This window comes from Armatimonas sp., assembly GCF_964826245.1.
Genome location: NZ_CBAYMC010000128.1, coordinates 1 through 12,511, shown reverse-complemented (window position 1 = coordinate 12,511; position 12,511 = coordinate 1). Strand labels below are relative to the sequence as shown.

Below are 12,511 nucleotides of genomic sequence, written 5' to 3'. Positions count from 1 at the left end.
AACTAGATATGTATCGAAAATCTTTTCCCGTATCGGACGTAGTACATGAGCATGGTTATTTACCCACGTCTTGCCACTAATTTTAAATGCTGACCGCTCCCCTGCTTCCCATTTCGCCCCATCCTCTCCTAGGAGAACAAGTGGTTCGTCGAAAATATATTCGTGAACATAGTCAACTATTCCAGTCGCCCCATAGTAAGGATAAGAGCCGGAAACCCTGTCATGTTTTGTAATCGGGCGACGGCGACTATCTAGAATATCTACGACACTTCCCAGTTCAACCATAGCGTACGACGTAGAATTTGCAGTATTTTCCTGATACCGATCTCCACTCAGATTGTAGTCCCCTGTCTCGGCGATCTTGGACTTCTCCACCACACTCAGGTTTCCCCACCCACTCGCCTCGAAGGGTATCCCCTGCTCCAGCGCGGTGCGCCACGCGGCGAGGTGGGGCTTGGCGGTCTCTAGGTCGTTTTGTGCGATCTCCCGACGCTGGGCGCCCAGGGAGAAGCCGTCGCTCTCGATCTTGACAAACAGCACCGACTCCGTGCGCTTGGCGAGGCGCTTGTCCAGCACGAGGATGGAGGTCTTGACACCGCTGTAGGGCTGGAACACCCCGGCGGGCAGGGAGATAACGGCGATCAGAAAGTCGTCCACCAGGAGCTTGCGGAGCTGCTTATAGGCCGTGCCACTCTGGAAGATAATCCCCTCCGGCACCACAATCCCCGCCCGACCGCCCGGCGTGAGATGCTCGGCCATGTAGTCCACAAACAGCACCTCGCTCCGGGTCGCCTGCACCGAGAAGCGCTTGTGCGGCTTGATGCCCCCCTTGGGCGACATAAACGGCGGGTTTGCCAGGATCACATCGGCGTGCTCGTTCCACTTCTCGTCTTGAGTGAGCGTGTCGTACTCCTCGATCTGCGGCTGAAGAAAGCCATGCAGGTAGAGATTCACCAGCGAGAGGCGCACCATGTCCGGGGAGATGTCATACCCGATAAAGTTCTTCGCCAGCCGCGTGCGCTCATCGGCGGTGAGCAGGTCGCCGGGACGGGTGCGCGAGTTCTGCTTGACAATGTGCTTGTAGCTGGAGATCAGAAACCCCGCCGTGCCACAGGCGGGATCGAGGACGCGCTCATCCTTCTTGGGATCGACCACCTCCACCAGGAAATCAATGATGTGGCGCGGCGTGCGAAACTGCCCCGCATCCCCCTGGCTCCCCAGCACCGAGAGCAGGTACTCAAACGCATCCCCCAGCTTCTCCGAGTGGTCGTAGGAGAACGTGTTGATCTCCTTGAGAAATGCCCGCAGGGTCTCCGGGTCGCGGTAGGGCAGGTAGGCGTTCTTGAAGATCGTCCGAAACAGCTCCGGCACCCCGGGGTTCTCGTTCATCCGCGCGATAGCCTCGGAGTAGAGCGCCAGCATCTCAAAGCCGCCTTGGCTCGGGGCCATCAGCTTAGGCCACGCGTAGCGCTCAAACTCTCCGGCAAAAAACGTCCGCTTCCCCCCCAGCTCCTCCGATGCCGCGTCCATGTCGTCCATGAACTTGTAGATCAGGGCAATCGTAATCTGCTCCACCTGGCTCTTGGGGTCAGGCACTTTCCCCACCAACATATCCCGGCAAGAGTCAATCCGTCGTTTCGTATCCGCATCAAGCATGCGGGAATTCTACCCGGTGTAGCCATCTCCCCGCCGCCCCTTCGGGCCATCTCCCCGCCGCTGAGACGGCGACCCTCTTCCCCCGGGTGCCCTCGGGGCGGCTCCTTCGTCGCGGGAAGAGGGATGCATCTCCCTGCTCCGTTCGTCCCTTACTGCGCTGCCCCTCTTCCCGGTGAGGAACGAACCATGAGGGGGAGATGGCCGCGAAGCGGGGGGAGATGGCCGCGAAGCGGGGGGAGATGGCCGCAAAGCGGGGCAAGCTCACAGAAAGGCATTAAGCGAGACATAGTCCTTGATGTACTCAGGAATCCGTGTCCGCCAAGGCTCCGGTACGGCGCGGTAGTCAGCGATCCCAAAATTGGGGTTGGTATTGAGCTCCGTGAGGCGCTTGCTCTCCAGAATCCCGCGCAGGTGGCTATCGGTTAGGTACGCCGTGAAGAAGTAGCGCAGCGCATCGAGGTTCTCCACGTCTTCCACCTTGCACGCCAGCACGAACTTCTCAAACTCCTCGGCCAGTAGCTCCTCTTTCGACTTGAAGCGCGCGATCCGCCCAAAGACCTTCTCCAGAATCTCCCGCAGCCCCAGCCGCCGATCTACCCCGACCGCCGTACGGAGCTTCTCCAGGGTAAAGTGCTCAGTCGGTTTCTCCAGCACCTTCTCCGACACATAGGCCACCGCCTGCTCCCAGCGCTCCGCCGCGACATGCTCTGCCAGTGTCGTGTCTGCCTTGACCATCTCCTCAAACTTCTGAAAGAGCATCCGATCGATCTTCATCCCCAGCAGCCCCACCTGCTCCTCCCGGATCAGCTTCAGCGGGTCGGGAGCATGGTTCTCATAGAGCCCAACGGAGGGCAGCGGTGGCCCCGGTGGTGCGCCGGTTCCTACTTTCCCTGTGGGCAGGCGTGGCAGCTCGATAATCTCATCGTAGTTGAACTTCTCCTCGAAGTACTCACAGTTCCCAAAGAAATCAAAGAGCTTAAAAGCGACTTTCTCCGCGTCTGCGCTGACGATCTGTGCTTTCAGCTCCTCGTCGAAGAGGTTCTCCGTGAAGGTGTGCTTGCGTGTCCCGCGCCCCTTGATCTGCACAAACTCCGACGGCGAGAAGATGGGCCGCATCATCGCTAGGTTGAGAATATCCGGACAGTCGTAGCCGGTCGTCATCATCCCCACCGTCACACAGACCCGCGCCTTGCTAGTCTTGTAGCTCTCGATAAAGTTCCCCGAGCCCAGCAGGTTATTGTTGGCAAAGTTGATCGTATACTGCTGTGCGCCGGGAATCAGCGATGTCACCTGCACCGCAAAGTCCGACTGGTACTTACCCGGAAAGAGCACCTCGGCCAGCTCGTTGAGCATCTGGGTGAGCTTTGTCGCGTGTGCCTGGCTTACGGCAAAGACCAGCGACTTGCCAAGCTCCCCGCTGATAGGATCACCGAGTGCGTGGCGCAGAAATGTCTCACAGAACATCCGGTTGGTCGGCTCCGAGAAAAACTTCTTCTCAAAGTCCCGATGAAAGAACGTCTCTTCCGCGTCTCCCTCCTCCGACTCTTCGCCACGCGCCACCACGACCGCGTAGCCCTCTTCCGAGAGCAGCTTCGTCGTAATATCCGTCCGAGCATCCACCACTTTGGGATTGATAAGAAACCCATCGGTCACCCCATCCAGCAGCGAGTACCGAAACGTCGGCTCCCCCGACTCGCACCCAAAGGTCGTGTAGGTGTCTAGAAGCTGGCGGCGCTCCAGCTCGCGTGGGTCACGGCTTGTGGGCGCACTTGAGTCAAAGCTCTTCAGATAGTCCCGTGGCGTGGCTGTCAGCCCCAGCTTATAGCCCACAAAGTACTCAAAGACCGCCCGCGCATCCCCACTGATTGACCGATGCGCCTCATCGGAGATCACCAGATCAAAGTCCGTCGGCGAAAAGTGCGTCCGGTACTTATTATTTGTCAAAAGCGACTGCACCGTCGTGACTACAATTTCTGCCCTGCGCCAGTCATCGCGGCGCTCTTTATAGATCACGGTGGAGTAGTCGTTTTTCAGCAGACGCACAAACGCTTTCTGTGCTTGGTCTTCCAGCTCCAGCCGATCCACCAGAAACAGCACCCGACGCGCATTGCTTGTCCGCAGAAACAGCTTCAGCACCGCCGCCGATGTCAGCGTCTTTCCTGTCCCCGTCGCCATCTCAAACAGAAACCGTGACTTTCCCTCACGAACCGCCGCCTGAAGTGCCTTCACTGCCCGAAGCTGATACTCCCTCAGAAAGCGCAGATGGTTCTTCTCCACAAACACACTACGCTCGGCCTCGTTTTTCCAACCTGCCAAGTCTTGATAGCCGGGAAGCTGTGTCCGCACAATATAGTCACGCTCGACAGGCTCACCCGCGAGCTTCTCCCCATCAGGCTGAAATTCCACATAGCTCGTCAGCGACTCAGGAGTTGGAAAGCTCGAAATCTGCTGAGGGTTCCCCTGTTTAAGATCCCAAAAATAATGCAGGTTCCCATTAGAAAGAATCACAAAGCGGCAGTTCAGAGATTTAGCATATGTCCTGGCTTGCTCCTTTGCAGTCAGCGGTTGAGTATGCTCCGCTTTCGCCTCCAAGACCACCTGTGGGAAGCCCTGCATATCAAGCAGCAGAAAATCCACAAAACCTTTGGAGATCTTTTCAAAGTTCTCCCCAAGTTCATCAACTGCATCACGAGTCAAGGTCACATTGGGTTCTAGTGCAACGTTTGCCTTCCCACTTGCATCGTCGAAGAAGCGCCATCCAGCCACTTCGAGTAGCTTGTTAATCTTGACTCGTGCTTGTGCCTCTTTTGCCGCCATAACTACAGGAACTCCTCAATGGTGCTATGCTGTCTAAAGTATATCAGCCCCTCTCCCCCCTCCTCCCCCTCCTCCCAGGATTGGGAGGAGGGGCCGGGGGAGGAGGGTAAACCAGAGGAGGGTAAACCAGAGGAGGGTAAACCAGAGGAGGGCAACCGGGTACAATACCAACCTATGCACCGCCTAGATTTCCGTCTTACTTCCCCCCAGTCCGCCACCCTAGAGTCCGCCCGTGCCCTCTTTGATACCCGTTTTTCCGACATCCAAGACTCTGCGGAACAGACTGTCCGTGAGATTCTCGCCGCCGTCAAAACCGACGGCGACACTGCCGCTCTGGCCTACACGCGGCGCTTTGATTTTGCCGAGGCAAGCGTGCTCCGTGTCCCTGATGACGCGATTGCGGCGGCGACAGTGCGCATTCAAGCCACTCCACTCTGGGCCGCGATGGAGAAGTCAGCGGCGCGGATCGCGGACTTTCACCGGCGGCAGCTCAAAGAATCCTGGGTGACTCTTGGGAGTGCGGGGGAGCTGCTCGGCCAAAAAATCTCTCCGCTGCGCCGAGTAGGCATCTACATTCCCGGCGGCGCGGCGGCCTACCCCAGCACCGTGCTCATGGTCGGGGTTCCGGCACGCGTCGCGGGGGTCAAAGAGATTGCGCTCACCACGCCACCGTCCAAGGAGACCGGCCTGCCTCCCGATGGCACCCTCGCAGCGGCAGCGCTGGCAGGGATCACGGAGATTTATGCGATTGGCGGGGCGCAGGCAATCGGGGCGCTGGCCTACGGAACCAAGAGCATCCCAAGAGTGGATAAGATCGTCGGACCGGGCAATGTCTATGTCAATCTGGCCAAGCGCCAGGTCTTTGGCACGGTCGGAATAGACATGCTCGCCGGTCCCAGCGAGGTCGCGGTGCTCGTGGATCACACCACCGACCCGGAGACAGCCGCCCGTGAGCTGATCTGCCAGACCGAGCACGACCCGCTCAACTCCGCGCTCCTGGCCAGTAGCAGTGAGCCGATTGCGGAGGCCATTCTCGAAGCCATTGAGCGCCAGCTGAGGGACTTACCCCGCGCCGATATTGTGCGTAAGGCGCTGGCCGAGCGCTCTTTTCTAGCCCTCACCGAAGACCTCAACCAGGCGATTGCGGTAATCAATGCCTACGCTCCAGAGCACTTGCACGTCCTCTGCACCGAGCCTTGGACCGTGCTGCCGCGTATCGAGAATGCGGGGGCTATTTTGCTCGGGCCACATAGCAACGCCGCACTGGGAGACTACGTTGCGGGGCCGAGCCACACGCTACCCACCGCAGGCTGTGCCCGATTTGCCTCGCCGCTCAATGTGGATGATTTCTTGAAAAAATCCAGCATCCTCCACTTTGACCAAGAGACCGCGAAATCCCTCGCCGAAGTCGCCCAGATATTTGGCCGCTACGAAGGGCTAGAGGGCCATGCACGCGCCGCAGTATAGTGTTTTTTCATTGGTGAACAGTACGTAAACTTGATAGACTGTTAGCTGCAAATCATGAACACTAAGCGCCTTACCCTTCTCCTGGCTGCCGGAAGCACCGCAGCTATCGGAGGAGCTGCCTTCTCCCTCCGTACTGTGGACAAGAGCACGTCGTCCCTCTTCGCCACGGCGAACACCGGAGTCGCATACGCACAGGCTCCTGCCACCGCTAGCCCTGAGGCGATCAAGCTCAAGGCCAATGAGATCGGGCGTATTCCGATCATCATGTACCACTCCGTGGATGAGAAGGGCGGAAAGTACGATAAGCGCGGCCTGAATATTCCGGGAACGGCCTTCCGCAAGCACTTGGACATGATGGTTAAGGCGGGCTGGTATCCCATGAATGCCCGCGATATCTATATCCCCGAGAAGCTCCAAGCGGTTCCTGCGGGCATGACCCCGGTTGTACTGACCTTTGACGATGCCCGTGGCTCGCAGTTTTGGATGAAGCCCGATGGCTCCATTGCGCCGAACTGCATCCTGGGGATTTTAGAGAGCTACCACAAGAAGTACGGAGAGAAGTGGCCCCGTGCAGGCACCTTCTTTGCACTCCCCAAGTCCTCCTACAACCCGACGCCGTTCTGGCAAGCGGGACTTGAAGCGAAAAAGTGCCAGTGGCTCGTTGCCAACGGCTACGAGCTCTCCAACCACAGCTTTGCCCATAAGAACATGGCACCGATGAACGCTGCCCAAGTGCGCGAGGCCGTCTGGGGCTGTGTGCGCGATATTCGCAAGCTCGCCCCCAATGCCACGATGGACACATTCTGTGTCCCCTACGGCTCCTACCCCAAAGACAAGAGCACCTGGGGAGTTATCCTCAACGACCCACAAGGCCAGTACAAGAACTTAGTCGCCTTCAAGGCCTGGGGGGATGAGTCCTTTGCCCCGGGCGACAAGCGCTTCAACCCCAAAGAAGTAGATCGCATCGGTGTTGACCCAGGCTACTTTGAGCATGTCTTCGCGCGCCTCGAAAAAGCGGGGAAACTCTATGTCAGCGATGGCAACCCTAGCACGATGACCGTCCCCAAGAGCTGGCAGGACTTCGTCTCGCCCAACCGCCCCGGCAAGCTCCCCGTGGTCTTCTACGGCCAAGCCGCGACACCGAAAGCAAAGGCGAAAACAAAGCCCGCCACCGCAGCAAAGAAAAAAACCGCAGCAACTGTAGCGAAAACGATGAAACACCCATAATCTAGGGTGTATGTCACAGCAATTTTACCGGGCCATTGTCGTGGGAGGTTCTTCGGGGATCGGGCGTGAGCTGGTCTTGCAGCTTGCGGCAAGCGGCTGCCAGGTCGCCTCGGTCGCTCGGCGCACAGAACCAAGCGGCGAGAATATCCGAAACTATGCCCACGATGTCACGGACTTCGCGGCAGCTCCCGCTCTCTTTCAGCAGATTTGTTTAGAGCTTGGCGGGCTTGACCTAATCGTCTACGCCTCGGGCGTGATGCCCTCTGTCGGCCCCGATGAGTTCTGCTTTGAGAAAGACAAGCAGATGGTAGATGTCAATATTTTAGGTGCCGTGGCGTGGCTCAACGAGGCAGCACAGCGCTTCGGGCAGGCAGGCAGTGGCACGATTGTGGGAATCGGCTCCGTGGCGGGCGATCGTGGCCGTGCCCCTAAGCCGGTCTATGGCGCGAGCAAGGCATTTTTCGAGAGCTACCTAGAGTCGCTTCGAAACCGCGTGGGCACGAAAGGTGTCCGCGTTGTCACCATCAAGCCCGGCCCGACGGACACGCCAATGGCCGCAGAGCATGTTGGCAAGAAGCTCCCCGCCGCCGAGGCAGCGCGGCAGATTTTAGCAGCGGCGCGGACAGGCAAGCGCGTGGTCTATGTCCCCGGGATTCTCAAGTATGTCTTTGCGATTATCCGTGCCCTCCCTTCGCCGATCATGCAGAGGCTAAAGTTTTGAGCTGCGTGCTTCCGAAAGACCGAGTGGAGCGGGTGAGTGCGTGGGGCATGAACACCCACACCACGAGCTATGTCTTCCGCCCGACGACTATAGCGGGGATCAAAGACGCGCTGGAGGCGGCGCGGCAGAGTGGGCGTTTTGTGGCCTTACGTGGCGCGGGCTGCTCGTACGGGGATGCATCGCTGGGGGCGGAAAACGTGGTTCTCGATATTACGCGCATGAATCGAATTCTCTCCTGGGACCCCCTAAAAGGCGTTGCAGAGTGCGAGCCTGGCGTGACGATCAAGCAGCTCTGGCAGTACACACTCGGCGATGGCTGGTGGCCCTACGTGGTCTCGGGGACGATGTTTCCGACGCTCGCGGGAGCCGCGGCGATGAACATTCATGGCAAGAACAACTTTCGCGTCGGGACGATTGGCGATCATATCTTAGAGTTCGATCTACTAACTTCCGAGGGCGAGCTGCACACCTGCAACCGTGAACAAAACCCCGAGCTGTTTCATGCGGCGATTGGGGGCTTTGGGATGCTGGGCGTCTTTACCCGTATCAAGATCGAGCTGAAGAAAGTCCACTCAGGCCATCTCAGAGTGACGCCGATTGGCGTCAAAAACTGGCGCGAGATGTTCTCAGAGTTCGACAAGCACCTGCCTGACTCAGACTACTTAGTCGGCTGGGTGGACTGCTTTGGTGCGGGTGAGCAGAGCGGACGTGGCCAGATTCATCGTGCAGACTACCTGAAGCCCGGCGAGGACACCATTCCCGCCCAGACCCTGCAAGTGGCGCACCAGGAGCTCCCCGACACACTCTTTGGGCTCATTCCCAAGAGCATCATGTGGAAGTTTATCCAGCCCTTCACCAACAATCTCGGGATGCGGGCCATCAACTTCGCCAAGTACCTCTCGTCGGTGACACTCACGCAGGGAAAAGTGCATGATGTCACACACGCGGGCTTTGCGTTTCTGCTGGACTATGTCCCTGGTTGGAAATACGCCTATCTGCCCGGCGGCCTGATCCAGTACCAGAGCTTTATCCCCAAAGAGACCGCCGAAAAATGCTTCGCCGATCAGCTCGCGCTCTGCCAGAAGCGCGGAATCGTCCCGTATCTGGGAGTCTTCAAGCGCCACAGGACCGACCCGTTTCTGATGACGCACTCCGTAGATGGCTACTCGTTTGCCCTGGATTTTAAGCTGACGGCAAAAAACAGAAAACAGGTCTGGGCTCTGGCGGCGGAGCTCGATGCCTTGGTGATTGCCGCCGGGGGGCGCTTCTACTTTGCCAAGGACAGCACGCTCCACCCCAGCCGCCTCCAGAGCTATCTGACAGAGGAGCGTGTCCAGCAGTTTCGGATGCTTAAGCACCAGCTTGACCCTGAGGGACTGTTTCAGACCGATCTCTATCGCCGTATTTTCCAGCCATAAAAAATGGTACAATCGGCGCTAACGACGTTGTAAGGACGCTTTTAGTATGGACACCATTCCGATTATCGACACGCACCAGCACCTCTGGGATTTTAAGAAATTCCAGCCGCCCTGGCTCAAAACAGAGCCTAAGCTCAACCACAGTATGGGACTTCCCGAGTACGCCAAGGCCACAGCAGGGCTAAACGTGGTCAAGACGGTCTACATGGAAGTGGATGTCGCGACGAAAGAGCAAGTCGCGGAGGCAAAGTACGTCGCGGGGCTCTCGGCTAGCCACAAAACCGTCATGGCCGCCGCCGTGGTCTCGTGCCGCCCCGCGCTTCCGGGCTTTGCTGCCTACGCCAAGTCCCTGACCAAGAGCCCCTACCGCCCCTACATCAAGGGTCTGCGCCAGGTTCTCCAAGTCCCTGACGCTCCCAAAGGTCTCTGCCTCCAGCCGACCTACGTGAAAAACATTCAGTTATTGGGCGAGCTGGGACTGAGCTTTGATATCTGCATCCGCCCCACGGAGCTCGCCGACGCCGCAAAACTTGTGGACAAGTGCCCCAAGACGAGATTTATCCTCGACCACTGCGGCAACGGCGCGGCGGGTAACCCGAACCAGGCGCAGTGGGAGCGCGACATGAAAGAGCTGGCCAAGCGCCCCAATATCGTCTGCAAGGTCTCGGGGATTATCAAGACCGTGAAGCCTGGCATGAACAAAGCGGAGGCCCTCACTCCTGTGGTTCTTCCCACGATTGAGGCTTTCGGAATAGATCGCGTGATGTTTGGCGGCGACTGGCCGGTCTGCAACCTCACCTCAACATTCCGTGGCTGGGTAGAGACGCTCCATGAGATTCTCAAAGACAGCTCCGACGAAGACAAGCGCAAGCTCTTCCACGATAACGCCGCTAAGTTTTACGGACTATAATAGAAAAATCGCCCGCCAGCACATTGCTAGTGGGCGATTCTTTTGGCTTTACTCGACTGGGATTCCGAGTTTCTTCAGCGCGGGATCCACCCCCTCCGGGATATCCTTGGAGCCCACAAAGCTTGCAGCGATCTTGCCCTCTTTATCAATAATATAGGTAGTGGGGATGCCGCTCACGTTGTAGAGCTTGGAGGCAATCGAAGAAGCATTGTCTTTCGCGGCAGGATCGAAGACCAGCGGGAAGGAGAACTTGGCTTTGTTCTCAGGCACCCACTTCTCGTAGGCCGCTTTTTCGTCCCAAACACAGACCCCCAGCACCGTCACATCGTCGCGGCCCTTGAGTTTCTGCCAGGTCTTCTCGATATGGGGCATGGTCTGCATGCAGGGGCCACACCAAGTCGCCCAGAAGTCCATCACCACAATCTTGCCCTTGAGATCGGAGAGCTTGATCGGCTTACCGTCGAGCGTGTAGACCGTAAAGTCTGGTGCGGGCATCCCAACGGCGAGAAGCGGCTTGCGTGCCGCAGCGACCGCCACCTTTTGGGGCTTGCGCTCTGAGGCAACGAGAGCAAAGCGCTCACCATTTGCCCCAATCCGCGCTTCGTAGACCTTGCCATCCAGAGTAAACGGAGCACGGGCATCGAGGCGTGCGGTTTTCTTCTTGTCCTCACCCTCAAAGATAACCCAGACGGCATTCTGCTTGGTGGTTTCCGGTAGAAGCTCGCCGCGCATGTTTACCGGCTTGCCGTCGTCGTTGATGCGCTTGTTAAAAAGGCCATCGGAATCGTTTTCCGCCAGCGTGACTTTGTAGGTCTTTTCGCCCAGTTTTATCTCCCCAACGCGAGCAGCTTCGCGGTAGTAGAGCAGATAGTTCATCGGAGTCGCGGAGACAATCCGGTACAGCCCCAGGCCATAATCGCCCGTCGTCTCCTGCCCGTTGCGCCCGGCGTAGGTAACTTTGGCGACGACACTATTGACTCCATAGACAGTGCGGCCCTGTGCCTCGTTTTTCTTGACCCACTTTCCATCGCCATCGTCCGTCAGATCACCATTGCCATTGGCATCGAAGTACATCTTGAACTCACCGCCAGCGGGCTCATCCACAACGGCGACATGATCCGCTTTGGGCCCCGTTCCCAGCTTAATCACCGCATAGCGAGGCTTACCCATATACGATGGTTCCTTGGTCACACCCGCCGGTTTTGTCTCCCCCAAATCAGCGCGAATGGGCATGTAGCCTAGCTGCTTGGCTCCATCCGCCTGAAGCGTCAGCTGTGCCTGTGCCACGGGAGGAACGCGCTGGCCTTGTTGCTGCGGCTGCGCCATCAGCGCCAGAGGTAGAATCAGTGCTTGTAGTATCATCTTAAAAATCCCTTTCAGACCCGCTCACTCTCGCGGGCATCCACCCAAACCATCAGTAAGATCACCGGGAGCTGCTCCTCGGTAGCGTCATCAGCAGGGCCATAGCTATGGCGCTCCGCGCTCCAGAAAGTCGCCGCATCGCCCTCCCCTAAGAGATAGGTGCGTCCGGCAACCGAGACTTTAGCGCTGCCTCGCAGACAGAAAACCAGCTCCTCGCCGGGGTGTGTGGTAGACTCACTCTCACCATAAAGCTCCATGATCGCCGAGTTAACCCGCCCTCCAGGGAGACGACAGCGTAGCGCCGAGAGCAGAACCGACTCGTCGGCGGCAAGCGGCTCCCGGCCTTCCAGAGCACGGGCATGCAGCGCAATGGTATGCTCTTCTTCTGGCTCCGGCTGTGTGAGCTGCGCGACATGGACTCCGAGTGCCTCGCAGACCCGGTTCAGTGTGGCGTAGGAGGGTGTGAGTCCTTTTTCGAGGCGCAGGATCGTATTTTTATTGACTCCTGCCTTATCCGCCAGATCACGAACCGAAAAATTCTGGCGCTGCCGGATGCGCTGAATACGTGCGCCAAGTGTCTGTGGGTCCATATGGGGGCAGTGTAGCCGATCACAGCCGGAGTGTCAACCAGTTCAGACAGTCCCAGTAGAAACGCCTCTCTCTTAATTGACAGGTCGCTTTTTCAGAAAGGGTTTCTCGCAAAAACGGTGGAAGAGGAGCGCAAACCCAAGGCTCCCCAAAACTCCGATCAACAACCCCAAAACTCCACTTGGGTCAGGCAATCGGAGTTTTTCAAATAGCTGAAGAACTACCCGCAAGATATAATGGTGCGTGAGATAGAGGCTATAGGAAATGCTTCCTACCCACATCATTCCCATTAAAAACTTATGCTTCCCAATACGAGAGTCAAGCGGGTGCAGGACAATTAATAAC

9 protein-coding genes and 1 pseudogene are annotated in these 12,511 nt (G+C 57.9%); 5 read left to right on the top strand and 5 right to left on the bottom strand.

The window, feature by feature from the left end; all coding sequences use genetic code 11:
* Nucleotides 1–1,656 (bottom strand): N-6 DNA methylase (locus AC1XOS_RS13195; RefSeq protein ID WP_481962686.1); only part of this gene is annotated, 1,656 nt, incomplete at its 3' end.
* 261 nt (nucleotides 1,657–1,917) lie between these two features.
* Nucleotides 1,918–4,473: a DEAD/DEAH box helicase family protein gene (locus AC1XOS_RS13190; RefSeq protein WP_481962685.1), complete on the bottom strand. Its 2,556-nt coding sequence runs from the start codon at nucleotides 4,471–4,473 to the stop codon at nucleotides 1,918–1,920.
* Nucleotides 4,474–4,647: 174 nt separating this feature from the next.
* Between AC1XOS_RS13190 and hisD the strand changes: the two genes are divergently transcribed.
* From hisD to AC1XOS_RS13165, 5 genes are read left to right on the top strand one after another with little or no spacing between them, the layout of a single operon-like run.
* On the top strand, nucleotides 4,648–5,940 hold the full coding sequence (gene hisD / locus AC1XOS_RS13185) for a histidinol dehydrogenase (protein WP_481962684.1): 1,293 nt from the start codon (nucleotides 4,648–4,650) through the stop codon (nucleotides 5,938–5,940).
* A 54-nt stretch (nucleotides 5,941–5,994) separates the two neighbouring features.
* Nucleotides 5,995–7,167, top strand: coding sequence for a polysaccharide deacetylase family protein (locus AC1XOS_RS13180; RefSeq protein WP_481962683.1), 1,173 nt, complete (start codon nucleotides 5,995–5,997; stop codon nucleotides 7,165–7,167).
* Nucleotides 7,168–7,177: 10 nt separating this feature from the next.
* On the top strand, nucleotides 7,178–7,888 hold the full coding sequence (locus AC1XOS_RS13175) for an SDR family NAD(P)-dependent oxidoreductase (RefSeq protein ID WP_481962682.1): 711 nt from the start codon (nucleotides 7,178–7,180) through the stop codon (nucleotides 7,886–7,888).
* A gap of 5 nt (nucleotides 7,889–7,893) precedes the next feature.
* Nucleotides 7,894–9,306: an FAD-binding oxidoreductase gene (locus AC1XOS_RS13170; protein ID WP_481962681.1), complete on the top strand. Its 1,413-nt coding sequence runs from the start codon at nucleotides 7,894–7,896 to the stop codon at nucleotides 9,304–9,306.
* 46 nt (nucleotides 9,307–9,352) lie between these two features.
* Nucleotides 9,353–10,216: an amidohydrolase family protein gene (locus tag AC1XOS_RS13165; protein WP_481962680.1), complete on the top strand. Its 864-nt coding sequence runs from the start codon at nucleotides 9,353–9,355 to the stop codon at nucleotides 10,214–10,216.
* Nucleotides 10,217–10,264: 48 nt separating this feature from the next.
* Here AC1XOS_RS13165 and AC1XOS_RS13160 read toward each other — a convergent pair whose 3' ends face one another.
* From AC1XOS_RS13160 to AC1XOS_RS13150, 3 genes and pseudogenes are all read right to left on the bottom strand, one after another.
* Nucleotides 10,265–11,578, bottom strand: coding sequence for a TlpA family protein disulfide reductase (locus tag AC1XOS_RS13160; protein ID WP_481962679.1), 1,314 nt, complete (start codon nucleotides 11,576–11,578; stop codon nucleotides 10,265–10,267).
* Between the two features lie 14 nt (nucleotides 11,579–11,592).
* The gene (locus AC1XOS_RS13155) at nucleotides 11,593–12,168 is read right to left on the bottom strand and encodes a helix-turn-helix domain-containing protein (RefSeq protein ID WP_481962678.1); all 576 of its coding nucleotides are present in this window, start codon (nucleotides 12,166–12,168) and stop codon (nucleotides 11,593–11,595) included.
* A 72-nt stretch (nucleotides 12,169–12,240) separates the two neighbouring features.
* Nucleotides 12,241–12,511, bottom strand: a pseudogene (locus AC1XOS_RS13150) (hypothetical protein); the annotation flags it as partial.

Excerpts from the sequence above, each read along its gene's own strand:
- AC1XOS_RS13180 (WP_481962683.1), top strand. The coding sequence starts at position 5,995 with ATGAACACTAAGCGCCTTACCCTTCTCCTGGCTGCCGGAAGCACCGCA.
- AC1XOS_RS13190 (WP_481962685.1), bottom strand. The coding sequence starts at position 4,473 with ATGGCGGCAAAAGAGGCACAAGCACGAGTCAAGATTAACAAGCTACTC.
- AC1XOS_RS13160 (WP_481962679.1), bottom strand. The coding sequence starts at position 11,578 with ATGATACTACAAGCACTGATTCTACCTCTGGCGCTGATGGCGCAGCCG.
- hisD (WP_481962684.1), top strand. The coding sequence starts at position 4,648 with ATGCACCGCCTAGATTTCCGTCTTACTTCCCCCCAGTCCGCCACCCTA.
- AC1XOS_RS13155 (WP_481962678.1), bottom strand. The coding sequence starts at position 12,168 with ATGGACCCACAGACACTTGGCGCACGTATTCAGCGCATCCGGCAGCGC.
- AC1XOS_RS13175 (WP_481962682.1), top strand. The coding sequence starts at position 7,178 with ATGTCACAGCAATTTTACCGGGCCATTGTCGTGGGAGGTTCTTCGGGG.
- AC1XOS_RS13165 (WP_481962680.1), top strand. The coding sequence starts at position 9,353 with ATGGACACCATTCCGATTATCGACACGCACCAGCACCTCTGGGATTTT.